Below are 24,920 nucleotides of genomic sequence, written 5' to 3'. Positions count from 1 at the left end.
CGCCCGGCAGCACGGCCCGGCCCGCCTAGCGTCACCGACGTGCGACGCATCCTCGTGACCGGGGGCGCCGGCTTCGTCGGCGCCAACTTCGTGCGCCACGTGGTGATGACCACCGACGCCGAGGTGACCGTGCTGGACAAGCTCACCTATGCGGCCAGCCCGGTCGCGCTGCTGGGCTACCCGACCGGGCGGGTCCGGCTGGTCGTCGGAGACGTCACCAACGAGACGATCGTGCGTCCACTGGTCGCCGGCCACGACACGGTGGTGCACTTCGCCGCCGAGTCGCACAACGACAACTCCCTGCGCGACCCCTCGCCGTTCGTGCGGACCAACCTGCTCGGCACCTTCACGGTCCTCGAGGCGGTCCGCCGCTCGGACGCGCGCCTGCACCACGTCTCGACCGACGAGGTGTACGGCGACCTCGCGATCGACGACCCGCAGCGGTTCACCGAGGCCTCGGCGTACGACCCCTCGAGCCCCTACTCCGCCACCAAGGCCGGCTCGGACCTGCTGGTGCGGGCGTGGGTGCGCAGCTTCGGGGTGCGGGCGACGATCTCGAGCTGCTCGAACAACTACGGCCCGTGGCAGCACGTGGAGAAGTTCATCCCCCGGCAGATCACGAACCTGATCGACGGCGGACGCCCCAAGGTGTACGGCGCGGGCCTCAACGTGCGCGACTGGATCCACACCGACGACCACGCCTCGGCCGTGCTCCGCATCCTCGAGCGTGGCCGGATCGGCGAGACCTACCTGATCGGTGCCGACGGGGAGCACACCAACCTCGAGGTGGTGCGGATGCTGCTGCGGCTGTTCGGCCGGCCCGAGGACGACCTCGACCACGTCGCCGACCGGGCCGGGCACGACGTGCGCTACGCGATCGACTCGACCAAGCTGCGCACCGAGCTCGGCTGGGCCCCGGCGTTCGTGGACTTCGAGGCCGGCCTGGCCGCGACCGTGGAGTGGTACCGAGCCCACGAGGACTGGTGGCGTCCCGGAAAGCGCGTGGTCGAGGCCGTCTACGCCACGACGGGCCAGTGAAGGTCGCCGTCATGGGGCCGTGGGCTGACCGGACGCCGATCCCGGGACTGCTGGTCCTGCGGCTGCCGGTGCACGTCGACGGGCGCGGCTGGTTCGAGGAGAGCTGGCAGCGTGAGCGGATGGTCGCTCTCGGGGTGCCCGACTTCGGGCCGGTGCAGGCCAACGTCGCCTTCAACGCCCGCCGCGGGGTCACCCGGGGCATCCACGCGGAGCCCTGGGACAAGCTGGTCACGGTCGCGGCGGGCGCGGCGTTCGGCGCGTGGGTCGACCTCCGCGCGGGCCCGACGTACGGCGTCACCGTGCACCTCGAGCTCCCTCCCGGGACCGCGGTGTTCGTGCCGCGCGGGGTCGGCAACGCCTACCAGGCGCTCGAGGACGCCACGGTCTACACCTACCTGGTCAACGACCACTGGCGGGCGGGCGTGACCTATCCGGCGGTCGACCTGGGCGACCCGGCGCTCGCGATCCCGTGGCCGGTCCCGCTGGCCGAGGCCGAGATCTCCGCCCGCGACCGGGCCAACCCGCGCCTGGCGCACGTGACGCCCCTGCCGCGTCGGCGGGTGCTGATCACCGGTGCGCGAGGACAGCTGGGTCGCGCTCTCGCCGCGGAGCTCGGCGGCGATCCGGCGGACCTCGTGGACCTGGTCGACGTCGAGCGGTTGGACCTCACCGATGCGGGCGCCGTGGCGGCGTGGCCCTGGGAGGACTACGACACGGTCGTCAACGCGGCCGCCTACACCTCGGTCGACGGAGCGGAGACGCCGCGGGGCCGGCGCACCTGCTGGGCGGTGAACGCCCACGCCCCGGCCGTGCTCGCGAGGCTGGCGGCGGAGCACCGGTTCACGCTGGTGCACTACTCCACCGACTACGTCTTCGACGGGACCGTCGGGGTGCACGACGAGGCCGAGACCCCCTCGCCACTGGGGGTCTACGGGCAGGCGAAGGCCGCCGGCGACCTGGCGGTCTCGGGGGCGCCGGCGCACTACCTGCTGCGCACGTCGTGGCTGGTGGGCGAGGGGCCGAACTTCGTCCGCACCATGCAGCGCCTTGCGTCCCAGGGGGCCAGCCCGGAGGTGGTCGACGACCAGGTCGGGCGGCTGACCTTCGCCCACGAGCTGGCCCGCGCCACCCGGCACCTGCTCGCCTCGCGCGCGGCGTACGGCACCTACAACGTGACCAACGCGGGCCCGGCGATGTCGTGGGCGGAGGTCGCCTGGGAGGTGTTCCGGCACTGCGGGCGCGACCCGATCGACATCCGGCCGATCAGCACCGCGGCCTACGCGGCACGAGCCGGGGGTACGGCGCCCCGGCCGCCCAGCAGCGTGCTGAGCCTCGACAAGCTGCGCGCCAGCGGGTACTCCCCCGCCGACGCCCTGATCGAGCTGCGCCGCTACCTGCGCACCGAGCGCTGGATGGCCCGCGGGCCGGCGACCCTCACCACGCCCGGGCCGCCCACCGCTGGTCGTCGAGCTCACCGGCCGCCCGGCTGAAGGCGCGCAGCGCCGCGAGCGCCCCGGCCGACTCCTCGGGTGACATCCGGGCGAGGACGCGTCGTACGTCGGCGCGACGCGCCCGGGTGACCTCGTCGACCAGGGTCCGGCCCTCCTCGGTGAGCCGCACCCGCACCACCCGGCCGTCGGAGGTCGACCGGCGCCGCGCGAGCAGCCCGAGACGCTCGAGGCGGTCGCAGTGCCGGCTGGCGTTGGACTGGTTGACGCCGAGGTGCTCGGCGATGTCGCCGACGGTCCGCTCCCCCGCGGTCGCCACGAGGACCAGCACCCGGAACTGCGGGACCGTCACCTCGGTCGGCGCCACGCCGACGGAGTGCACGGCCAGGCCGACCAGCGCCCGGCTGGCGGTCACGAACGCGGCGGCGAGCTCGTCGGCGGGATCCATCCCCGCACGATATATGCGCTAGCGCATGAATCGGCGGATGTCGGGGCACTGGTCATTCGTGACCTCTCCCACGAGCGAGACCGACCGCACGCACGACGTCTGGGGCGAGCGCACGCCCCACGGGCGCGGAACGCCCTGGCCCACCCGGGTCGACCTCCATCTCGAGGACGGCCTCAGCGAGGACCAGGTCGACGCCTGGGTGTCCTCGGCCTGCCTGCTGTGCAGCAACGGCTGCGGCTGCGACATCGCGGTCAAGGACGGTCGCATGGTCGGGGTCCGCGGGCGTGCCACCGATCGGGTCAACCACGGCCGGCTGGGGCCCAAGGGCCTCTACGGCAGCACGCCGTGGTCGCACTCCCCCGACCGGCTGACCCGGCCGCTGGTCCGTGAGAACGGCGAGCTGGTCGAGACCGACTGGGAGACCGCGATGGGCCGCATCGTGGCCCGCTCCCAACAGCTGCTCGAGGAGCAGGGGCCGCTCAGCCACGGGTTCTACACCAGCGGCCAGCTGTTCCTCGAGGAGTACTACACCCAGGCGGTGATCGGGAAAGCCGGCCTCGGCACCCCACACATGGACGGCAACACCCGGCTGTGCACCGCGACCGCGGCGGCCGCGCTCAAGGAGTCGTTCGGCGCCGACGGCCAGCCGGGCTCGTACGACGACATCGAGCACTGCGACGCATTGTTCCTCTACGGCCACAACATGGCCGAGACCCAGACCGTGCTGTGGGCGCGGATCCTCGATCGCACCCGCGGCGACGACCCACCTCGAGTGGTCTGCGTCGACCCCCGCCGCACGGCCGTGGCCGCCGAGGCCGAGCGCACCGGCGGGGTCCATCTCGCACCGCGCGTGGGCACCAACCTCGCGCTGATGAACGCGCTGACCCGAGAGCTGCTCGAGCACGACGAGTGGATCGACCACGCGTGGGTGGAGGCGCACACCCTCGGGCTGGACGACCTGCGCGCCGCGGTGGCGCCGTACACCCCCGACGAGGCGGCACGCATCTGCGGCGTCGACCCCGACGACGTACGCCGGGCGGCGCGGATCTTCGGGGAGTCCGAGGCGGTGCTCTCGACAGTGCTGCAGGGGTTCTACCAGTCCCACCAGGCCACGGCGTCGGCCGTCGCGGTCGACAACCTGCACCTCCTGCGCGGCATGCTCGGCCGCCCTGGTGCGGGGATCCTGCAGATGAACGGCCAGCCGACCGCGCAGAACAACCGCGAGACCGGGGCGGACGGCGACCTGACCGGGTTCCGCAACTGGGACAACGCCACCCACGTGCAGGAGCTCGCCGACCTGTGGCGCGTGGACCCGATGACGATCCCGCACTGGGCGCCGCCCACGCACGCGATGCAGATCTTCTCCTACGCCGAGGCCGGCACGATCGGGCTGCTGTGGATCTCCGCGACCAACCCGGCGGTGTCGATGCCCGAGTCGGAGCGGATCAAGCGGATCTTGGCCGGCGACCAGTGCTTCGTGGTCGTGCAGGACCTGTTCCTCACCGAGACCGCGCGGCTCGCCGACGTGGTGCTGCCGGCGGCCGGCTGGGGCGAGAAGACCGGCTGCTTCACCAACGTCGACCGCACCGTCCACCTCTCCGAGAAGGCGGTCGATCCGCCGGGCGAGGCGCGCAGCGACCTCGACATCTTCGTGATGTACGCCGACGCCATGGGTTTCACCGACCAGGACGGTGGTCCGCTGGTCAAGTGGCGCACCCCCGAGGAGGCCTTCGAGGCGTGGGTCGAGGCCAGCAAGGGCCGGCCCTGCGACTACACCGGCATCACCTATGACCTGCTCCGCGGGCCGACGGGGGTCCAGTGGCCGCTGGGCACCGAGCGGCTGTACGCCGACGGGGTGTTCCCCACCGACACCGACCGCTGCGAGACCTACGGCCACGACCTGGTGACCGGCGGGTCGGTCACGGAGCAGGAGCACCGCGCCCAGGCCCCTGCGGGCCGGGCGTTCCTCAAGGGGGCGGCGTACTCACCCCCGCACGAGGAGCCCAGCGAGGAGTACCCGTTCCGGCTCACCACCGGTCGCACGGTCTCGCAGTTCCACACCCGCACCAAGACCGGCCGCTCCCGGCCGCTGGACGCGATGGCGCCGCATGCGTGGGTGGAGCTCGCGGCGGCCGACTCCGCCCGGCTCGGTGTGGCGGACGGCGAGATGGTGCGGCTGGAGTCGCCGCGCGGCGCGATCGAGGTGCCGGTGCGCGTCACCGAGGTGACCGAGGGTGCGGTGTTCGTGCCGTTCCACTACGGCGACCATCCCGCCAACGAGCTGACGATGACCGTGTGGGACCCGGTCTCCAAGCAGCCGACGTTCAAGACCGCCGCGTGCCGGGTCACCCGGCTCGGCACCCGAGAGGAGAGCTGAGATGCCGCACCTGGCGACGTACGTCGGCCTGGCCGACCACAGCGAGCAGACCCTGGCCGACTCGTTCCGGGCGGTCGCCGAGGGTCACGCCCACGTGGCGGACGTGTTCCACCTGTGCCACACGCTGGCCGGCTGGAGCGACGCCCACCGCGAGGCGCTGGCGCCGGTGGTGGAGCGCTACGGCGAGCAGGACCTCGAGGAGCCCGAGCGGCTGCACGCCGCCGGGCTCGCCCAGGCCCGCGAGGGCGAGGTCGGGCTGCTGCGCGACCTGCAGGACCTGCACGTGCTGGCCAGCATGGTGCAGACCACGTGGATGGTGATCGCCCAGGGCGCGCAGGGGTTGCGCGACCGTGAGCTGCTCGACGTCGCTCACTCCTGCAGCGCGGAGACGGCGCGGCAGATCTCCTGGCTCGACACCCGGCTCAAGGTGGCCGCCCCCCAGGCCCTGATCGTGGCGCCGTGAGCGGCGACATGCGGGCACTGACCGTGCGGCCCCTCAAGCGCGGGTCGCTGGCCGTCGAGACGGTTCCCGAGCCCGAGCCGGCCGAGGACGAGCTGCTCGTCGAGGGCATGGCGATCGGGGTGTGCGGCACCGACAAGGAGATCGTGCTCGGCGACTACGGCTGGGCGCCGCCCGACCGCGACCGGCTGGTGCTCGGGCACGAGTCGCTGGGCCGGGTGCTCCGGGCACCGGCCGGCAGCGACTTCGCCGCCGGCGACCTGGTGGCCGGCGTGGTCCGTCGCCCCGACCCGGTGCCGTGCGGGGCGTGCGCCCACGACGAGTGGGACATGTGCCGCAACGGCCGCTACACCGAGCGCGGCATCAAGGAGCTCGACGGTTACGGCAGCGAGCGGTGGACGGTGCCGGAGCGGTACGCCGTGCAGGTCGCCGGCCACCTGGGGCTGGCCGGGGTGCTGATGGAGCCGACCAGCGTGGTCGCCAAGGCCTGGGAGCAGGTGCAGCGGGTCGGCGAGCGGGCGTGGTTCGAGCCCCAGCGGGTGCTGGTCACCGGCGCCGGGCCGATCGGGCTGCTCGCGGCGATGATCGGGGTGCAGCGCGGGCTGGACGTGCACGTGCTCGACCGGGTCACCGACGGCCCCAAGCCAGGGCTGATCCGCGACCTGGGGGCGACGTACCACCACACGAGCGTCGCGGAGGTCGCGAAGTCCGCCCGGCCCGACGTGGTGCTGGAGGCCACCGGGGTCGGGTCGCTGGTCTTCGACGCGATGGAGGCGACCCGGCCCTACGGGATCGTCTGCCTGACCGGCGTGTCCTCGACCGGCCGCAGCCTCTCGGTGGACGCCGGCGGCCTCAACCGCGAGATCGTGCTGGAGAACGACGCGGTGGTGGGGTCGGTCAACGCCAACCTGCGCCACTACCGCGCGGCCGCCGACGCGCTGGCCGCCGCCGACCTGGACTGGCTGGAGCGGCTGATCACCCGCCGGGTGCCGCTGGAGCGGGCCACCGAGGCGTTCGAGGCCGCTGACGAGGATGTGAAGGTCGTCATCACGCTGGGCTGATTGCTGGGCTGATTGCTGGGCTGACCGCGCCGACTGACCCGCACTGGCACAATCCGGGCATGCCCACCGCGCTCATCACCGGGATCACCGGTCAGGACGGCCTCTACCTGGCGGAGTTCCTGCTCACCAAGGGGTACGACGTCCACGGCGTGATCCGCGGGCAGAACAACCCCAAGCGCGACCTGGTGGAGCGGCTGCTGCCCGACGTGCAGCTGCACAACGGCGACCTGACCGACATGTCGAGCCTGATCCGGGCACTGCGTGACTCCCAGCCCGACGAGGTCTACAACCTCGGGGCGGTGTCGTTCGTGGCCTACTCGTGGGAGAACGCCCAGCTGACCACCGACGTGACCGCCAAGGGCGTGCTGAACATGCTCGAGGCGGTGCGGCTGCACACCGGCGACCAGCCGGCGGGCATCCGGTTCTACCAGGCGTCCAGCTCGGAGATGTTCGGCAAGGTGCAGGAGGTCCCGCAGCACGAGCGCACCCTGCTGTGGCCGCGCTCGCCGTACGGCGTGAGCAAGGTGTTCGGGCACTACATGACGATCAACTACCGCGAGTCCTACGGCATGCACGCCTCCTCGGGGATCCTGTTCAACCACGAGTCGCCGCGCCGGGGACCGGAGTTCGTGACCCGCAAGATCAGCGAGGCGGTCGCCCGGATCAAGCTGGGGCTGCAGGAGGAGCTGGTGCTGGGCAACCTGGACGCCGAGCGCGACTGGGGCTTCGCCGGGGACTACGTCGAGGCGATGTGGCTGATGCTGCAGCAGCCGGTGGCCGACGACTACGTGATCGCGACCGGTGAGGCGCACTCGATCCGCGACTTCCTGGACGCGGCGTTCGGGCACGTCGGGGTCGAGGACTGGACGCCGTACGTGCGTCAGGACCCGCGGTTCATGCGGCCCGCGGAGGTCGACCACCTGATCGGCGACGCCAGCAAGGCCCGTGAGGTGCTGGGCTGGAAGCCGAAGGTGTCGTTCCACGAGCTGGTCGCGCTGATGGTCGACGCCGACCTCGCCGCCACCCAGCAGGGTTGGTAGATGACCCGCGCGTTCGTCACCGGGATCAGCGGCCAGGACGGCCGCTATCTCGCCGAGCAGCTGCTGGGCGAGGGCACCGAGGTGCACGCGCTGGCCCACGAGCTGGAGCCGTTGCCGGACCTGCCCGGCGTCGAGCTGCACCGCGGCGACCTGACCGCGGTCGACCGGGTCCGGACGCTGATGCTCGACCTGGCGCCCGACGAGGTCTACAACCTGGCGGCGATGAGCTCGGTGGCGCGGTCCTGGGACGAGCCGGACCTGACCGCCCGGGTCAACGGCCTGGCGGCCGCCGGGCTGCTGGAGTCGGCGCTGCAGGTGCAGGACGAGGCCGGCCGGCCGGTGCGGTTCGTGCAGGCCTCGAGCGCGGAGATCTTCGGCCAGCCCGACCACTCCCCGCAGGACGAGTCGACGCCAGTGCGCCCGGTGAACCCGTACGGCGCGGCCAAGGCCTACGCCCACCTGATGGTCGACGTCTATCGCCGCCGCGAGCTGCATGCGGTGAGCGCGATCCTCTACAACCACGAGTCCCCGCGCCGGCCACCCGAGTTCGTGACCCGCAAGATCACCTCCACCGTCGCCGCGATCGCCCACGGCCGGGCCGACCGGCTGGCGCTGGGCAACCTCGACGCCCGCCGCGACTGGGGCTGGGCGCCCGACTACGTCGACGCGATGGTCCGCGCCGTACGCGCCGACGTCGCGCGCGACTACGTCGTGGCCACAGGGGTCTCCCGCTCGGTGCGCGACTTCGTGGCCGCCGCGTTCGCCCGCGCCGGCATCACCGACTGGGAGCCGCTGGTCACGGTGGACCCGGAGTTCGTCCGCCCCGCCGACCCCACCGAGCTCGTCGGCGACGCCACCCTGGCCCGCACCGAGCTCGGCTGGTCACCCACCGTCGAGTTCGACGAGATCGTCGGCCGGATGGTCGACGCCGACCTCGCGAGCGGTGGTTGAGGAGGAACGCAACGGTCCCCAAGCCACCGTCAAGGCCCGGTGGTTGAGGTGCGACGAGCGCTAGCGAGGAGCCTCGAAACCACCAACAGCGCCCGGTGGTTGAGGTGCGACGAGCGCAAGCGAGGAGCCTCGAAACCACCAACAGCGCCCGGTGGTTGAGGTGCGACGAGCGCAAGCGAGGAGCCTCGAAACCACCAACAGCGCCCCGGTGGTTGAGGAGGTTGCTCTGGCAACCGTCTCGAAACCACCGTGAACGCCCGGTGGTTGAGGTGCGACGAGCGCTAGCGAGGAGCCTCGAAACCACCCCAACGAACGACGCTCAGCTGAGCCGCGACTCCGTGTCGTGGGAGGAAGTGTCCGGCAGATACACCGCACACGCCTCGTGCAGCGCCTTGCGGACGTCATCGGGGTCGCCGTGCCGGGTCAGGTCGTGCACGTCGGCGGCGGCGATCGGCGGCACGGGCACGTGCGAGACCAGCGGGTGCCGGGGACGTACGTCGCGCGGCTCGCCGTCGCCGAAGAGCTCCTCGTGGAGCTTCTCGCCCTCGCGCAGCCCGGTGAACTCGATGCGCACCGGCGTGCCGGACTGCTCGATGAGCTGCTTGGCCATGTCGACGATCCGCACCGGCTCACCCATGTCGAGCACGAGCGCCTCGCCCGGGCCGCCGATCGCGGCAGCCTGGATCACCAGCTGGCAGGCCTCCTCGATCGTCATGAAGAACCGGCTGACCTCCGGGTCGGTCACGGTGATCGGCCCGCCGTTGGCGATCTGCCGGGCGAAGGAGGAGAGCACCGACCCGCGGCTGCCGAGCACGTTGCCGAAGCGCACCGAGAGGTAGGTGCCGTCGGCGTGCTGGGCCTGCGCGGCGGTGATGCACTCGGCGACGCGCTTGCTGTAGCCCAGCACACTGGAGGGGTTGGCGGCCTTGTCGGTGGAGATGTTCACGAACTTGTCGACGCCGACCAGGTCGGCGGCCTCGAGCACGGTGCGGGTGCCGATCACGTTGGTCTTCACGGCCTCGGCGGGGTACTGCTCGAGCATCGGCAGGTGCTTGAGCGCGGCGGCGTGGAACACGACGTCGGGCCGCCGCTTGAGGAACACCGCGCGGACGGCCGCCTCGTCACGGATGTCGCAGAGGATCACGTCGTCGGAGTCGAGCAGCGCCCGGCCGTGGATGGAGAGCTGTACGCCGTGCAGCGCGGACTCGTCGCGGTCGAGCATCATCAGCTCGGCGGGGTTGAAGCGGTGGATCTGCCGGCACAGCTCGGACCCGATCGACCCACCGGCGCCGGTGACGAGCACCTTCCGGCCGGTGAGGTAGTCGGCGATCGCGCCGATGTCGGTGTCGAGCTGGTTGCGGCCCAGCACGTCGGTGATGTTGATGTCGCGCAGGTCGCGGATGCCGACGTTGTCGGTGAGCAGCTGAGTGGTCGAGGGGAGCACCTTGACGGCCACCTGGGCGTCGAGCGCGGCGAGTCGCAGCCGGTTGACGGCCTCGGCGCTGGCACTGGGGATCGCGATCACGACCATGGTCGCGCCGGTGCGCGTGACCTGCTTCTCCAGGTCGGCGGCGGGCCCGAGCACGGGCACGCCACGCAGCCGTCGATGCCGCTTGTAGGGGTCGTCGTCGAGCAGCCCGACGGGCAGGTACTGGTGCAGCGGATCGCGCTGCATCGAGGCGATCAGCTCGCGCCCGGCCTCACCCGCGCCGATGACCAGGGTGCGCTGGGTGTCGTCGCCGACTCCGGTGCGCTCGTCGCGCTCCTGGAGCGTGCGCCACGTGGCTCGCGCCCACGCAGCCAGCACCAAGGTGGCCAGCGTCGCACCCGCCGGGATGCTGCGCGGCACCCACTGGGTGATCAGGTTGACCAGGAAGACGCCGCCCCCGACCCCGCCCATCAGCAGGCCGAGCAGCACCATCTCCTCGAGGCTGGCCGTCCGCGCCCGGCCCTGGTGGAGCCGGAACGGCGTCGCCAGCAGGACGTAGAGGAGGGCCGTGACCGCGCCGACGACCATCACCTCGGTCCACGGGACGCTCGAGGCGTCGCTGTCGAGGCGCAGCCAGGCGAACGCGGCGTAGCTCAGCAGCCACGCGCACACGTCGAACCCGATGGCCAACGGCGCGCGTCGGCGTCTCAGCTGTGCGACCACGTCGCTCACGTCGATCTCCCCCGGAACTGTCGGCAGCGGTCCGCACCGGCGAACAGTTGGGAGGCCCGCGCCAGGATCGGTCCCGACTTGTCCCGATGGCCTAGCCCGGACCTCGCCCTCCCCGGCGAGGTCGTCGCCCACGCTAGCCCCAATCGCGGTGCCGGGGGGACGAATCTCTCGATCCGGGTCACTCCGCCACCGTGCCGGGTATCGGCGCGGCAACCGGCCGACGACCGTTAGTGTTGCGGGCACGGCGTCCGGCATGGGGCTGACGCGCGAACGAGAGTGGACGAGAGTGGAGCTCAAGGACTACTGGTCGGCGATCCGTCACCGGTGGCGGGTCGTCGTCCTGATCGTGTCCCTGTCGCTCGGTGCCGCCGCGCTGCTGACCTGGCAGGCCACCCCGCTGTACTCCTCGACGTCGAGCATCTTCGTCTCCACCAACCCCGGGGACACCGCGGACGCCTACCAGGGCAACCTGTTCGCGACCCAGCGGGTAGCGTCGTACGCAGAGCTCGTCGGCAAGCACAAGCTGGCCGAGCAGGTGGCCAACGATCTCGGCACCGGCATGGACCCCGCGGTGCTGCAGGCGGAGGTCTCGACCTCCGTCAACCCCGACACCGTGATCCTCGAGATCACGGCCACCGACCCCGACCCCGTGGTCGCCCGCGACATCGCCCAGGCCTACGCCAACGCGCTGAGCGACGAGGTGGCCTCGCTCGAGACGCCGGACGGCAAGACCGACGCGCTCGTGCACGCCTCGATCGTCGACAACGCCCGGGTGTCCAGCTCGCCGGTCAGCCCGCAGCCGGTTCGCAACATGGGCCTTGCGCTGGTGCTGGGCCTGCTGCTGGGCGTGGGAGCCGCGGTGCTCCGCGAGCTGCTGGACACCTCGCTGTCGTCGGCCGAGGACATCGCCGAGGTGACCTCGGCTCCCGTCTTGGGCCGCATCAACGCCGACAGCGCGGCCGTGCGCCGGCCCCCGGGCGAGGTGCTCAGCGACGCGACCCCGTGGTCAGAGGCGTTCCGGGTGCTGCGCACCAACATGCAGTACGTCGAGGTCGACCACGACCAGAAGGTCTTCGTGGTCACCAGCTCCCTTCCGGGTGAGGGCAAGACGACGACGGCCACCAACCTGGCAATCACGCTGGCGATGGCCAAGCAGCGGGTCGTGCTGGTCGAGTGCGACCTGCGCCGGCCACTGATCGCCGCGCGGCTGGGCCTCGACGACAGCGTCGGCACGACCAGCGTGCTGATCGGCAAGGTGCACCTGCGTGACGCGATGCAGCAGTACGCCGACACCGGCCTGTGGGTCCTCTCGAGCGGCCCGATCCCGCCGAACCCGTCCGAGCTGCTGCAGTCCAACGCCATGGAGAAGCTGATCGGTGAGCTGCGCGACGACTTCGACATCGTGATCCTGGACGCCCCGCCGCTGCTGCCGGTCACCGACGCGGCCCTGCTGGCGGCTCAGGCCGACGGTGCCTTGGTGGTCCTTCGCCACGGCAAGACCACCCGCGACCAGCTCAGCCACGCGATCGAGCGCATCGAGGCCGTCGGCGGCAAGGCCGTCGGCGTCGTGGTCAACCTCGCGCCCTCGATCAAGAAGGGCCGCGGCTACGGATACGGCTATGGCTACGGGTACGGCTACTACGGCTACGCCAGCCGTCCCGCCCCGATGAACGACCCCTCCGGCATCCGCGGCGCCAACAAGCGCCGCGGCCGCCGCGCCAACAAGCCCTGACGCAGCTACACGGTGGTTGAGGTGCGAGCGAAGCGAGCCTCGAAACCACAAGGCGGTTCGACACGGTGGTTGAGGAGGAGCGCAGCGCAACCTCCCGGTCCAGCGACCGACTTCGCTGCCCTATCGAGGCGTGGGCGAGGAGCGCGGCTGCATCGCGCGAGCGCGCATTCCGTGCCAAATGAGCCGTGGGTGCGTTGCGCCCCTCGGCTCCCTTGTGCGGGCTGGTGCGGCGAGGGCCGCGTCGCTGACAAGCAAGATGCCCTCGATGTCCGTGTCGAGACCCATCCACCCGGCGACCTCGGGATCGTGCGCTGGCGCCGTCACGGTCACCACCTCCGATGGGAGTGTCAGACATGAGGGCCCCTGCGATGCCGCGGGCCACCGAACGTCCCTACAAATGGGGAGTGCGGCTACCCACCGGTGATGCAGAGCAGCGGGACAGTTGGTCGAAGCCGAAGACACTCGGGTCGACCCGCTACCTCCTGCCTGGCACGAGGTGCGATCTCACGCTCGCCCCGCACGTCGGCAACCCGGCTGTCGAGACTGCTCAGAGCCGAGAGTCGACCAGCCGTCCCACGGTCTCGAGGACAACACCGGCACGGCCGTAGTCGTCCTGGAGCCGCACGATGTCGTCCTCGCCGGTGTAGCGCCCACGCTGCACCTCGATGACGACCAGCGGCGTGGGGTGCTCGTTGATGAGCCGGTGGGCAGCGCCCAGCGGCACGTCGACGGTCTCGCCCGGACCAGCCGAACGCTTGATGCCATCGAGGACGTACGTCGCGGTCCCGCTGACAACCACCCAGTGCTCGGAGCGGTAGGCGTGGGTCTGGTACGACAGCCGCTGGCGCGGCTTCACGATGAGCCGCTTGACCTTGTAGCCCTCGCCCTCGTCGAGAATCTCCCAGGATCCCCACGGACGCATGTCCGACATCCCCATGACTACCCCCCAGTCGTCGATCGGTGAGACAACGCTAGGGCGCCGGAGACCCCCGGGGCCCCCGAAGGCCCGAACTTGCGCCAATCTGGAGGTTGAACCCCTCAAGTGGGGATTAGCGCCGCCGGGTCAAGGAAGAAAGTGCCGGGCGGACATCCGCGAGGTACACGAGCGCCGCCACCGTGAACGCCAGGCTGATCAGCCCGAGCGTGCCGCCGAGGACCAGCTGCACAGCCACTCCAAGGCCCAGGATGATCGTCCATGCCGGCTTGGTGAGCTTGTTGGCCGCGTCGTACGCCGCAGCCGAGTACATCAGGCTGTTGACGAACGCGAAGATCTTCACCACCAGGAGCGCGAGCTCAACCAGCAACATGAGGTTGGCCTCGGCCTCGAGCACGTGCAGCACGCCGCCAGCCTACGCGAGGACTAGGTCTGCGACAGGACAAGCGCCACCTGCGCAGAAAGCCCGAGGTGAGGAGGCTCGCGAAGGCAGGGCCGTGACGGGAACGCGACGGTCAACCAAGGGGTGTTGTTCACGCGAACCGCGGCCGACACCCCCCTTCTCGTCGTACCGTGTTGCGGTGCTCCGACGGGTCCTACGAATGATTTGGCTTGCGGCGAAGTACCGCGACCCCGCTTGGGTCAGTCGCGGCGACACCGGTTGGGTGAACCGCTATCGCGGCGGGATTGTCATCACCCCCGAGCTTCGAGGTGCGCCGATCGGGTTACTCGAGGCCAAGATGCGTGAGTACTTTTTCAAGGGCTATGAGCCCCAAGCGGGCGATTGCGTCGTAGAACTCGGCGCCGAGTACGGCACCGAGACGCTCTTCCTCTCGCGGCTGGTTGGCGACTCTGGTCGGGTGATCGCGGTCGAAGCGCATCCAAAGACCTGTGCAGGACTGCGCGAAATGGTGCTTCGGAATGGCCTGCGCAACGTCACCGTTGTACACGCAGCGATCGGCGAGGTATCGGGAACCACCACGATCACCGACGGCGCGGCCGTCTCCAACACGGTCGGTCAGGGCGAGATCCGGATCCCTGCTCTCACGCTAGCCGAACTGATGGAACACGAGAACGTTGGCACGATCGACATGCTCAAGGTCAATATCGAGGGGGCAGAGCGAGCCCTTCTGAGATCTATGACGCCAGAGGATGCCCAGCGGATTCGCCATGCGATCGTCAGTTGCCACGACTTCCGCGCCGATTTGGGTCAAGGTGACTTCTACCGGACCGGCACCGACGTCGACCGCGACCTGAGACGTCTCGGATTCTCGGTTCGTCGCCCCTCAGGAGACATCCCGAACTGGGCACGTGACTACCGGTACGCGGATCATGCGTCGGCGTAGCATCAGGCCCATGTTCATCGAGTTCGAGGACACCGACCGGAGTTGGCCGGGCGGGACGGGGTCCGCAGGTAACGCGGCCCGCGACAGGCCGCCGCCCCGCCGCGCTGCCTCGGCGCCGCTCGAGTGAGCGAGCACGGCGTTCGATCTCTCCGACGTGGGATGTCAGAACTGCTGGCAGGAAACCTTGTCTACACAGCGAGCCAGTTCGGAATGCTCGTCGCAGTCGCTCAGTTCTCGGACGTAGTCGAGGTCGGCCGATACGCGCTTGCCCTCGCGATTGCGGCACCCGTGTTTGTACTCTCGGGCCTCAAGTTGCGCCAAGTCCAGATCACCGACGCGGAAGGGCAGGGTCGGCCCGAGGACTACTTCGGACTTCGGCTCGTCACGTCGATAGCCGCCTTTATTGTGTGCATCGCCATTGCTGCGGCATCTGCCCTATCGACCGAGACACAGGTCGCTGTCGCGGCGGTGGGTGCCTTCAAACTCGTCGAGGCCCAGGTCGACGTTCTGTATGGCGCCCTGCAGCGTCACGAACGCATGGCATTGATTGGGCGATCCCAAGTCGCGCGCGGGTGCGCCGGCTTCATCGTCTTCGCGGTGGTCATGTGGGCAACGGGGAGATCGGCCGCGGCCGCGGCCGCACTTGCCGGCTACACAGCAGTGCCTGTCTTCACCAACATGGCAGCGGTCAGACGCATCGGCCTATCGGCCCGACTCGCATTCAACCCGTTCGCGATGCGACGCCTCGCCTGGATGGCGCTCCCGCTGGGCATTTCGGCTGCTCTGGGATCGCTCAGTACGAACGTCCCTCGCTACATTCTCCAACACGAGGCTGGGGCTAAGGACCTAGGCGTGTTCGCCGCTCTCTCGTACACGCTGGTGGCGACCGGCTTGGTCGCGGGAGCAATGGCCGAGGGGGCGCTCCCGAGGCTCGCGACGTTGTTTGCGCAAGGGAACGCGGAAGCTTTCAGGTACATATTCAAGAGACTGGTGGCGGCGGGAGTCGTGCTTGGCGTCCTCGGGATCCTGGGCGCTGCGTTGGTGGGCCGCCCCCTGCTGTCCCTACTCTTCGGACGAGAGTACGCGAGCGAATGGCGAGTTCTGGTTGTGCTAATGCTCGCCGCGACTATGCAGTACGTAGCCCTCTTCGTCGGTACTTCTGTCAACGCGATGCGACTGTTCTCAGTGCAAGCCCCGATTACGGCCGTCGGCCTAGTGGTAGTTGCACTTTGCGCGTGGATCTTCATCGGCCGCTTCGGCCTGATCGGGGCAGCCTGGGCCGTCGTGGCATCCCAGGCACTGATCGGTCTCTGCTATGCCCTGCTCTATCTGCGCCGAGTCAGGCCGGCGCTGGCCGCCGCGTCCACAGCCGGTCCAGTGCGCTGAAGAGCTGACTCGGACGGAGAGTCGAGCGGCTGGAAGGACTGCGGGGTAGGACGAGGCCCCCGAGGGCTCATGCCTCCCGGGGGCCTCGCGGTCCAGGCGATCAGAACAGCGTCAGCTGCCCGTCGTCAGATGTTCAGTCGCCGACCTTCTTGGCGGCGTCGGTGACGGCCTGGGTCGCGTTCGACGCGGTCGTCTTGGCTGCGGTGGTGGTGGCCTTCGCGCTGCTCCTGGGGGCAGCGGAGGTCTTCCGCGCGGTCGTGGACGCCTTCTTGGCGGTCTTCTTGGCCGTGGTCTTGGTGGCCTTGGTCGCCTGGGTCTTGGTGGTCTTCGCCTTCACCGAGGTGGTCTTGGCCGAGGTCACGGTCTTCTTGGTGGACTGCTGGCGGCGGATCCGCTCGACCAGGGTCTCGCCGCGCTTCGCGAGGTCGGTGTACGCCTCGTTGACGGACTCGAGGTTCTCGTCGAACAGATGCTGGAACCGCGTCGGGATCTCCTTGGCGTCCGCCTGGAGCTCCTCCACCCGGGCCTCGATCGCCGTACGGCGGGCCTTGGCGTCCTTGGTGAGCGCCTCGACGCGGGCGTTGACGAAGGTCACGGTCTGCTTGCGGAGGGCCTTCGGCTCGAAGTCGAGGTCGTTCACGCGGGTCTGGAGGTCCTTCTGGACCTCGGTGAACCGCTTCTGCATGTCGGTGACGTACTCGCGCACACGCTCCACGGCGAGGTCGGTGACACCGACGCCGGCGTAGATCGGGCGGGTCGCCTCGGTCTTGATGTCGAACTTGGCCTTGGCCATGTCCTGCTCCTTTAGTTGAGGGGTCGGCCCGGCGCGGCGCCGGACCTCGAGTTCAGTTGGCCGGAGCGTCGCCGTCGTTCGCACCGTTGAGGGCGAGAAACGACGCATAGACGTCCAGCAGGGTCTGCTTCTGTCGTTCGGTCAGCAGGCCGTCGGCAAGGATCGCCAGCTCGACGGACCCGGCGGCGCCGGCGTGCGGATCGACGATCCCGGCCCGGATGTACAGCTGCTCGGCGGAGATCCGCAGCGCCTTGGCGATCTGCTGGAGGACCTCGGCGGACGGCCGCCGCAAGCCACGCTCGATCTGGCTCAGGTAGGGGTTGGACACCCCTGCCTGCGCGGCCAGCTGTCGCACCGAGAGCTCGGCTGCGACGCGCTGCTCCTTGAGGTACTCACCGAGGCCCTCGACGGTGCGGCCCACCTTGCTGCGTGCCATGCCTCCATAGTGCTTGCTCTTGCTAGCACTTTCAAGGTGCCACACGGTGACCTAGTCCACAAAGCCCTTGATTCAATGGTCAATCGTCTCAGAACGGCGTGCTTCCCCCAGCAAGCGCTGTCCTTGGGGAAGATCTGTGGCAAGGCGCCCTATGATGCGGAATACCTGAGCGTGCGACCGCCTCTCCCAGGACGAACGGACCCATGACGATCTACCGCCTCGCCTGCGCGACGCGCGACTACGCCTGGGGATCGACCAGCCTGATCCCCCGCTTTCTCGGCGTGCAGCCGGACGGCAACCCGCACGCCGAACTCTGGCTCGGCGCCCACCCGGGTCAGCCCTCAATGCTGCCAGGCGGCCGGACGCTGGGCGACCTGGTGGCCGGCGACCCGGGGTCCACGCTCGGGCCACTCGCGCACACGCGCTTCGGTCCACGGCTCCCGTTCTTGATGAAGGCGCTCGCCGCCGCCGAGCCCTTGTCGCTGCAGGTCCACCCGACCAGCGAACGGGCCCGGATCGGGTACGCCAAGGAGGAGGCCGCAGGCATCCCGGCCGGAGCTCCCCACCGCAACTACGGCGACCCGTTCCACAAGCCCGAGCTGATCCTCGCTGTCACCCGGTTCGAGGGGATGGCCGGCTTCCGCGACGTCGACAAGACCGCCACTATCCTGCGCCTGCTCGGCACGCCGTGGGCCGAGGAGACCGCGCGCCGGCTCACCACGGCGCCGGCCTTCCAGGCGCTTCGCGGCGTGGTCACCGACCTCCTCGCGATGGATCCGGCAGCGCTCGCCACGGCCCTGGCCGGCATTGGCCCCGCCGCACAGGCGGCCGAGGAGCGCAGCCACCAGATCCGGCGGCCGACCACCCGGTTGAGCATCGACCGGGCCGCGGTCGAACGCGAGGCGATCCGGGTCTTTGCCCAGACGATCGCGCTCGCGGAACGCTACCCCGAGGATCCGGGTGTGCTGGTCACGCTGCTGCTCAACCACGTCGTGCTCGCCCCCGGCGAGGCGATGTTCCTGGGCGCCGGCGTCGTGCACGCCTACACGTCGGGGTTCGGCATCGAGATCATGGCGTCGTCCGACAACGTCGTGCGCGCCGGCCTGACCCCGAAGCACGTCGATGTGGAGGAGCTCCTGCACATCGCCAGCTTCACCCCGACCCCGCCGCCGCTCTGGTCGCCGACCGAGCTGAGCGAGGGTGGTCTCTGTTTCGATCCGCCGGTCGACGAGTTCGCGCTCATCGTCGGCGACGCCCCGCTCACCAGCGCCGCGATGGACGGGCCGCGGATCGTGCTCGTCCTCGAGGGGGCGGTGACGGTCGAGGCCGGAGGCGCACGCGAGCAGCTCGATCGCGGGTCGGCGGTCTTCGTGCCTCACGACGCCGGGCCGCTGCGCGTCGAGGGCTCCGGGCGCGTGGCGATCGGCGTGGTGCCGGCGTAGGTCAGTCGACCAGGGGCCGCGGGGTGTCGATCCAGTGCCGGCCCTCGTTGGCGACAGCCTCGATGTCGGCGTCGACCATCAGCCGGACCAGCTCGTCGGTCGCGGTCCGAGCCCGCCATCCCAGCCGGTCCGCCGCCTTGCTCGCGTCGCCGACGAGCGCCGCGGTCTCGGTCGGGCGGACGTAGCGCTCGTCACGGCGCACGTGCTTCTCCCAGTCCAGGCCGGCGTGCTCGAAGGCCGCGATCACGAAGTCGCGGACGCTGTACGTCGTGCCGGTGGCGAGCACGTAGTCGTCCGGCTCGTCGGCCTGCAGCATCCGCCACATGCCCTCGACGTACTCGGGTGCGTAGCCCCAGTCACGGGTCGGATCGAGGTTGCCGAGATAGAGGAAGTCCTCGAGGCCCGCCTGGATCCGGGCGACCGCGCGGGTGACCTTCCGGGTCACGAACGTCTCGCCGCGGCGGGGCGACTCGTGGTTGAAGAGGATCCCGCTGACCGCGAACATGCCGTAGCCCTCGCGATAGGTCACCGTCGACCAGTAGGCATGCAGCTTCGCCGCGCCATAGGGCGACAACGGCCGGAACGGTGACTCCTCGTTCTGGGGGCCGGTGCCTGCGCCGTACATCGCCGAGCTCGACGCCTGGTAGAAGCGGCACTCGATGCCGGCGGTCCGGATCGCCTCCAGCAACGTGATCGGGCCGACTCCGGTGGTGATCGCCGTATGCTCGGGCTCCTCGAAGCTGGCACCGACGTGGGACTGACCGGCCAGGTTGTAGACCTCGTCGGGCTGGATCCGGAGCAGCAGCCGGATCAGGTTGGCCCCGTCGGACAGGTCCGCGTAGTGCAGGAACAGCCGTGTGTCGGGGTCGTGCGGATCCTGGTAGAGGTGCTCGATCCGGCCGCTGTTGAACGTCGAGGACCGGCGGCGCAGGCCGTGCACGACGTAGCCCTTGTCCAGCAGGAGCTCAGCAAGGTACGACCCGTCCTGCCCGGTGATGCCGGTGATCAACGCGGTCTTCGCAGCCACCCCCGAATCGTTCCACACGCCCCGCTCGGCCGCCGCGGCGCGTGCGGATGCAGCCATTCCGGCCTCATACGGGCGGTCTAGTCCAAGGCCACCCTATGTGTCTAAAACCACAGCCGGACCGCGGTGCCGCGTTAGCGTCGACGCGCTGACGGTGCCGCGCCTTGCACAGCCGTCCATGGGGAGCGAGTCCGGGAATCGAACCACAGAGGTTTGCGGTGAGCTCACAGGTCACAACGCTCAGGGCACGTGTTCGACGGGTGGCCGTCGCCCTCAGCGGCATCGGAGCAGTCGCCGCGACACTTCTCGTCGCGGCGCCCGCCCACGCCGCCGCGCCGGCGAACGACAACTTCGCCAATCGCCAGGTGCTGACCGGGCTGCCGACGGTGACCGGCTCGACAGTCGAGGCGACCCGCGAGGCGAACGAGCCCGACCACGTCGGGTACGCGACCGGACACTCCCTCTGGTACGAGTGGACGGATCCCACGAGCGGCCCAGACGCAGTCGACCGGCTCCGCCTCGACCTCGCAGGGAGTGACTTCGACACGACAGTCTCGCTCTACACCGGCTCCGGCTCGGACATCGGAGCGCTCACGACCGTCGCCTTCAACGACGACCTCCCTGGCGGCGGCGCGCTCTACAGCCTCCTCGACACACCGGTCACCCGAGGCACGACGTACTACATCGCGGTGGACGGTTGCTGCGACTTCACCGGCTCGTTCCAGATGAAGCTCTCCGAGGCGCCTGAGTACGGCACGATCGACGGGACGGTCCGCGGCCCGGGGAACGCCCCGGTCGACCTCGCGTGCATGACGTTGCTGGACGCGAATGGTGCTCAGGCGGTGCCGCCCACCACGACGGACGCCTCCGGCTACTACTACCTCCTGGTCCCCGTCGGCGACTACCGGGTCAAGTTCAGCAACTGCGGCTCGGCGAACGTCGCCGGCGAGTTCTACAACAACGCGCAGACGTTCGCCGGCGCCTCCATCGCCACGATCACCGCGGGCGGGACCACCACGGTGAACGCCGCTCTCGCCACCGGCGGCACCATCACCGGCACGATCTCACCGGATGGCACGCTCCCCAGCGGCGTCACTCTCGCGGACGTCTGCGTGCGGGCGACGATGGTCGGTGGACCCGACGACGGCTTCGTCCGGCAGACCGGCACCGCCGCCGACGGCAGCTACACGATCGACGGCCTCGACGGAGGTGACTACCGGATCCAGTTCGGCGACGACGGGTCCGGCACCTGCAGCACCGCGAACGCCGCCTTCGCCACCGAGTACTACGACGACGCCACCACCCCGGGAGCCGCGACACTGGTCACCGTGACCGAGGGAGCCACGGTCACCGGCATCGACGCCGGCTTGGCCGGCGCGCCGGGTGCGATCAGCGGCACGGTCCGCTCATGGACGACCGGCGACGGCATCTCCAACATCTGCGTGCGAGCAAGCGCCGGCGCGTTCACGTCGCCATCGGTGAACACCGACTCGTCCGGCTTCTACACGATCCCGAACGTGCCGCCCGGGACGGCGTACGTCGTGCGCTTCAGTGATTGCAACACCCCGAGCGGCGGATACACGACCCAGTTCTTCGACCAGCACATCGCCTCCTCGACCGCCGACCCGATCACGGTCACGGCCGGGCACACCACCGGCCTGGTGGACGCGCGGCTCTACCACGCTGGAACGCTCAGCGGGCAGGCCACGGACGCTAACGGAAACCCCCGTGACAACGTCTGCGTCGACGTGTTCACCGACGGTGACAGCTTCGTACGCCGCGTCAACACCGACGCCAACGGTGACTGGCAGGCCGAGGTGGGCCCAGGCAACTACAAGCTGCACCTCCTCCAATGCGGTGGCGGTCTGACGTTCGACGACCGCTGGTGGCACAACCAGACCGACCAAGCCAACGCCGACCTCGTCTTCGTCGACCAGAACCAGAGCGTCCAGAACCTGGATCAGGTGCTCCCCGGCACTGGCGACGGCCGAATCACCGGCGTCGTCACCGACGACAACCTCGTCCCACTCGAGGGCATCTGTGTGCGAGCGACCTCGAATCAGTTCTTCAACACCGAGACCGACGCCGCCGGCCGCTTCGTCCTGGACGGCCTGGTTCCCAACACCTACGTGGTCGACTTCAGCCAGTGCGACCCGGACGTGCCGCTGCGGAACGTGCTGCCGCAGTACTACAACGACAAGCCCGACGCTGGGAGCGCTGACCCGGTCGTCGTCTCGGCCGGCACGACGACGGCCGGCATCAGCGCCCAACTGCACTCTGGTGGCTCGATCACCGGGACGGTGACCAAGCAGGGCGGCGATCCCCTCCCGAACATCTGCGTCACCGCGACGCAGCTCGACGGGACCTACGTCACCGACACGAGCACCGACCCCAGCGGCAACTTCGAGCTCGTCGGCCTTGCGACCGACAGCTACAACGTCTCCTACGAAGACTGTGACTACATCTACATGCCGCAGTGGTATGACGGCGTCGACGACCCGAGCCTCGCGGCGCCGGTCAGTGTCGTGGAGGGCGTCACCACGCCGGGAATCGACGCCGTCATGAAGCGGTTCGGCACAATCTCGGGCACCGTCACCAACGAGGCCGGCGATCCCCTGGCCGACATCTGCACGCTGGCCTACACCGCAAGTGGCGACTTCGCTTGGACCAGCGGCACCGACGCCAACGGCAACTACACGATCGGCGCTCTCGACACCGGCAACTACAAGGTGTTCTTCTCCGACTGCTTGGCCACCTACGGCGACGAGTTCTACGACAACAAGCTCGACTTCGACACCGCCGATCTCGTCCCGGTGACGCTCGGGCAGGACACTCCCAACATCGACGTGGTCATGCAGGACGCGGCCCCCGTGAACTCCAACCTGCCAGCGATCACCGGAAGCACGGCGGTCGGCGGAACGCTGACAGCCACCCGCGGCCACTGGAGCCGCACACCAAGCGAGTTCGCCTATCAATGGCAGAGGTGTGACGCCACTGGCGACAACTGCATCCCGATCAACGGCGCCGTCAGTGAAACCTACGTCACGACAGGCGACGACACCGGTCATCGGATGCGCGTCGAGGTGACGGCTACCAACTCGATCGGCAGCGCTGCGGCCACGTCGGCAAGCACCGATCTCATTGGAGGAAAGCCGGTCCCCGTCTCTGTGCCGGTGGTCACCGGGGGATCCACAATCGGGTCCATCATGTCCACCACGGACGGAACCTGGACCGGCTCACCCACCTCGTTCAGCTACCAGTGGGCCCGATGCGACGCCAGCGGCCTGGGATGCAACCCCATCCCCGGCGCCACCGCATCGACCTACACCACCACAGGCGCCGACTCCGGAGCACGCCTCCGCGTCGCCGTCACCGCCACCAACACCGCCGGCAGCAACACCAGCTACGCCTGGAGCCGCGTCATCATCGGCGTCCCCGAACCCACCACCACCCCGACGATCACCGGCAGCGCGGCCATCGGCTCGACTCTGTCCACCACGGACGGAACCTGGACCGGCTCACCCACCTCGTTCAGCTACCAGTGGGCCCGATGCGACGCCAGCGGCCTGGGATGCAACCCCATCCCCGGCGCCACCGCATCGACCTACACCACCACAGGCGCCGACTCCGGAGCACGCCTCCGCGTCGCCGTCACCGCCACCAACACCGCCGGCAGCAACACCAGCTACGCCTGGAGCCGCGTCATCATCGGCGTCCCCGAACCCACCACCACCCCGACGATCACCGGCAGCGCGGCCATCGGCTCGACTCTGTCCACCACGGACGGAACCTGGACCGGCTCACCCACCTCGTTCAGCTACCAGTGGGCCCGATGCGACGCCAGCGGCCTGGGATGCAACCCCATCCCCGGCGCCACCGCATCGACCTACACCACCACAGGCGCCGACTCCGGAGCACGCCTCCGCGTCGCCGTCACCGCCACCAACACCGCCGGCAGCAACACCAGCTACGCCTGGACCAGATTCGTCGTGGGAGCCCCTACGTCGATCTCGCCGCCGGCTATCAACGGCGCCGCGGCGATCGGCTCGACTCTGAGCACCACTGACGGCGCTCTGACTGACTCGCCCACGTCGTTCAGCTACCAGTGGGCCCGATGCGACGCCAGCGGCCTGGGATGCAACCCCATCCCCGGCGCCACCGCATCGACCTACACCACCACAGGCGCCGACTCCGGAGCACGCCTCCGCGTCGCCGTCACCGCCACCAACACCGCCGGCAGCAACACCAGCTACGCCTGGAGCCGCGTCATCATCGGCGTCCCCGAACCCACCACCACCCCGACGATCACCGGCAGCGCGGCCATCGGCTCGACTCTGTCCACCACGGACGGAACCTGGACCGGCTCACCCACCTCGTTCAGCTACCAGTGGGCCCGATGCGACGCCAGCGGCCTGGGATGCAACCCCATCCCCGGCGCCACCGCATCGACCTACACCACCACAGGCGCCGACTCCGGAGCACGCCTCCGCGTCGCCGTCACCGCCACCAACACCGCCGGCAGCAACACCAGCTACGCCTGGAGCCGCGTCATCATCGGCGTCCCCGAACCCACCACCACCCCGACGATCACCGGCAGCGCGGCCATCGGCTCGACTCTGTCCACCACGGACGGAACCTGGACCGGCTCACCCACCTCGTTCAGCTACCAGTGGGCCCGATGCGACGCCAGCGGCCTGGGATGCAACCCCATCCCCGGCGCCACCGCATCGACCTACACCACCACAGACGCCGACTCCGGAGCACGCCTCCGCGTCGCCGTCACCGCCACCAACACCGCCGGCAGCAACACCAGCTACGCCTGGACCAAGTTCCTCACCTGAGC

General features: G+C 69.9%; 19 protein-coding genes. 12 read left to right on the top strand and 7 right to left on the bottom strand.

From position 1 onward, the window contains the following. Positions 1 to 39: 39 nt before the first annotated feature. Together rfbB and AC3ANS_RS02190 are read left to right on the top strand one after the other, a co-directional pair. A complete protein-coding gene (gene rfbB, locus AC3ANS_RS02195) occupies positions 40 to 1,038 on the top strand; it encodes a dTDP-glucose 4,6-dehydratase (RefSeq protein WP_488294535.1) in 999 nt (332 codons plus the stop codon). A gap of 11 nt (positions 1,039 to 1,049) precedes the next feature. Continuing rightward, a complete protein-coding gene (locus tag AC3ANS_RS02190; RefSeq protein WP_488294534.1) occupies positions 1,050 to 2,528 on the top strand; it encodes a sugar nucleotide-binding protein in 1,479 nt (492 codons plus the stop codon). Here the strand turns inward: AC3ANS_RS02190 and AC3ANS_RS02185 are convergent. Next, positions 2,473 to 2,934, bottom strand: a complete 462-nt coding sequence (locus AC3ANS_RS02185; protein WP_488294533.1) for a MarR family winged helix-turn-helix transcriptional regulator — start codon at positions 2,932 to 2,934, stop codon at positions 2,473 to 2,475. The genes AC3ANS_RS02190 and AC3ANS_RS02185 overlap by 56 nt on opposite strands. 58 nt (positions 2,935 to 2,992) lie before the next feature. Between AC3ANS_RS02185 and AC3ANS_RS02180 the strand changes: the two genes are divergently transcribed. Genes AC3ANS_RS02180 through AC3ANS_RS02160 form a run of 5 tightly spaced genes read left to right on the top strand, consistent with a single transcriptional unit; the run spans position 2,993 to position 8,823 of the window. Next, positions 2,993 to 5,311 (top strand): molybdopterin oxidoreductase family protein, encoded by a 2,319-nt coding sequence (locus AC3ANS_RS02180; RefSeq protein WP_488294532.1) that lies wholly within the window; start codon positions 2,993 to 2,995, stop codon positions 5,309 to 5,311. A gap of 1 nt (position 5,312) precedes the next feature. Beyond that, a complete protein-coding gene (locus AC3ANS_RS02175; RefSeq protein WP_488294531.1) occupies positions 5,313 to 5,774 on the top strand; it encodes a hypothetical protein in 462 nt (153 codons plus the stop codon). After that, on the top strand, positions 5,771 to 6,832 hold the full coding sequence (locus AC3ANS_RS02170) for a glucose 1-dehydrogenase (RefSeq protein ID WP_488294530.1): 1,062 nt from the start codon (positions 5,771 to 5,773) through the stop codon (positions 6,830 to 6,832). The genes AC3ANS_RS02175 and AC3ANS_RS02170 overlap by 4 nt, the downstream gene beginning before the upstream one ends. Before the next feature lie 59 nt (positions 6,833 to 6,891). Continuing rightward, positions 6,892 to 7,872, top strand: a complete 981-nt coding sequence (gene gmd / locus AC3ANS_RS02165; protein WP_488294529.1) for a GDP-mannose 4,6-dehydratase — start codon at positions 6,892 to 6,894, stop codon at positions 7,870 to 7,872. Beyond that, entirely contained in the window at positions 7,873 to 8,823 is a 951-nt protein-coding gene (locus AC3ANS_RS02160; RefSeq protein WP_488294528.1) for a GDP-mannose 4,6-dehydratase, read from the top strand. 319 nt (positions 8,824 to 9,142) lie between these two features. Here AC3ANS_RS02160 and AC3ANS_RS02155 read toward each other — a convergent pair whose 3' ends face one another. Next, on the bottom strand, positions 9,143 to 10,984 hold the full coding sequence (locus AC3ANS_RS02155; RefSeq protein WP_488294527.1) for a polysaccharide biosynthesis protein: 1,842 nt from the start codon (positions 10,982 to 10,984) through the stop codon (positions 9,143 to 9,145). 286 nt (positions 10,985 to 11,270) lie between these two features. On the opposite strand from AC3ANS_RS02155, the gene AC3ANS_RS02150 reads away from it, so the two are divergent. Beyond that, positions 11,271 to 12,716, top strand: a complete 1,446-nt coding sequence (locus tag AC3ANS_RS02150; protein WP_488294526.1) for a tyrosine-protein kinase domain-containing protein — start codon at positions 11,271 to 11,273, stop codon at positions 12,714 to 12,716. Between the two features lie 547 nt (positions 12,717 to 13,263). On the opposite strand, the gene AC3ANS_RS02145 is transcribed toward AC3ANS_RS02150, so the two are convergent. Both AC3ANS_RS02145 and AC3ANS_RS02140 read right to left on the bottom strand, forming a co-directional pair. Next, positions 13,264 to 13,638, bottom strand: coding sequence for a phosphomannose isomerase type II C-terminal cupin domain (locus tag AC3ANS_RS02145; protein WP_488294525.1), 375 nt, complete (start codon positions 13,636 to 13,638; stop codon positions 13,264 to 13,266). A 127-nt stretch (positions 13,639 to 13,765) separates the two neighbouring features. Then, positions 13,766 to 14,056 carry a DUF2516 family protein gene (locus AC3ANS_RS02140; protein ID WP_488294524.1) on the bottom strand — a complete coding sequence of 97 codons (291 nt, stop codon included), beginning with the start codon at positions 14,054 to 14,056 and terminating at the stop codon, positions 13,766 to 13,768. Positions 14,057 to 14,231: 175 nt separating this feature from the next. Between AC3ANS_RS02140 and AC3ANS_RS02135 the strand changes: the two genes are divergently transcribed. Next, positions 14,232 to 14,996 carry an FkbM family methyltransferase gene (locus AC3ANS_RS02135; protein ID WP_488294523.1) on the top strand — a complete coding sequence of 255 codons (765 nt, stop codon included), beginning with the start codon at positions 14,232 to 14,234 and terminating at the stop codon, positions 14,994 to 14,996. Positions 14,997 to 15,119: 123 nt separating this feature from the next. Continuing rightward, positions 15,120 to 16,382 carry a lipopolysaccharide biosynthesis protein gene (locus tag AC3ANS_RS02130; protein WP_488294522.1) on the top strand — a complete coding sequence of 421 codons (1,263 nt, stop codon included), beginning with the start codon at positions 15,120 to 15,122 and terminating at the stop codon, positions 16,380 to 16,382. A gap of 133 nt (positions 16,383 to 16,515) precedes the next feature. On the opposite strand, the gene AC3ANS_RS02125 is transcribed toward AC3ANS_RS02130, so the two are convergent. Together AC3ANS_RS02125 and AC3ANS_RS02120 are read right to left on the bottom strand one after the other, a co-directional pair. After that, positions 16,516 to 17,175, bottom strand: a complete 660-nt coding sequence (locus AC3ANS_RS02125; RefSeq protein ID WP_488294521.1) for a hypothetical protein — start codon at positions 17,173 to 17,175, stop codon at positions 16,516 to 16,518. A 52-nt stretch (positions 17,176 to 17,227) separates the two neighbouring features. Next, positions 17,228 to 17,611 (bottom strand): helix-turn-helix domain-containing protein, encoded by a 384-nt coding sequence (locus AC3ANS_RS02120; RefSeq protein ID WP_488294520.1) that lies wholly within the window; start codon positions 17,609 to 17,611, stop codon positions 17,228 to 17,230. A 203-nt stretch (positions 17,612 to 17,814) separates the two neighbouring features. Here AC3ANS_RS02120 and manA point away from each other — a divergent pair, with 203 nt between their 5' ends. Next, the gene (gene manA, locus AC3ANS_RS02115) at positions 17,815 to 19,053 is read left to right on the top strand and encodes a mannose-6-phosphate isomerase, class I (protein WP_488294519.1); all 1,239 of its coding nucleotides are present in this window, start codon (positions 17,815 to 17,817) and stop codon (positions 19,051 to 19,053) included. A 1-nt stretch (position 19,054) separates the two neighbouring features. Here manA and gmd (AC3ANS_RS02110) read toward each other — a convergent pair whose 3' ends face one another. Beyond that, positions 19,055 to 20,080, bottom strand: a complete 1,026-nt coding sequence (gmd, locus tag AC3ANS_RS02110) for a GDP-mannose 4,6-dehydratase (protein WP_488294518.1) — start codon at positions 20,078 to 20,080, stop codon at positions 19,055 to 19,057. A gap of 257 nt (positions 20,081 to 20,337) precedes the next feature. Between gmd (AC3ANS_RS02110) and AC3ANS_RS02105 the strand changes: the two genes are divergently transcribed. Next, positions 20,338 to 24,918: a carboxypeptidase regulatory-like domain-containing protein gene (locus AC3ANS_RS02105; RefSeq protein WP_488294517.1), complete on the top strand. Its 4,581-nt coding sequence runs from the start codon at positions 20,338 to 20,340 to the stop codon at positions 24,916 to 24,918. The last annotated feature ends 2 nt before the right edge of the window (positions 24,919 to 24,920 follow it).

The organism is Nocardia sp. 149-1B (assembly GCF_057747975.1).
This window is presented reverse-complemented; position numbering and strand designations above follow the sequence as displayed.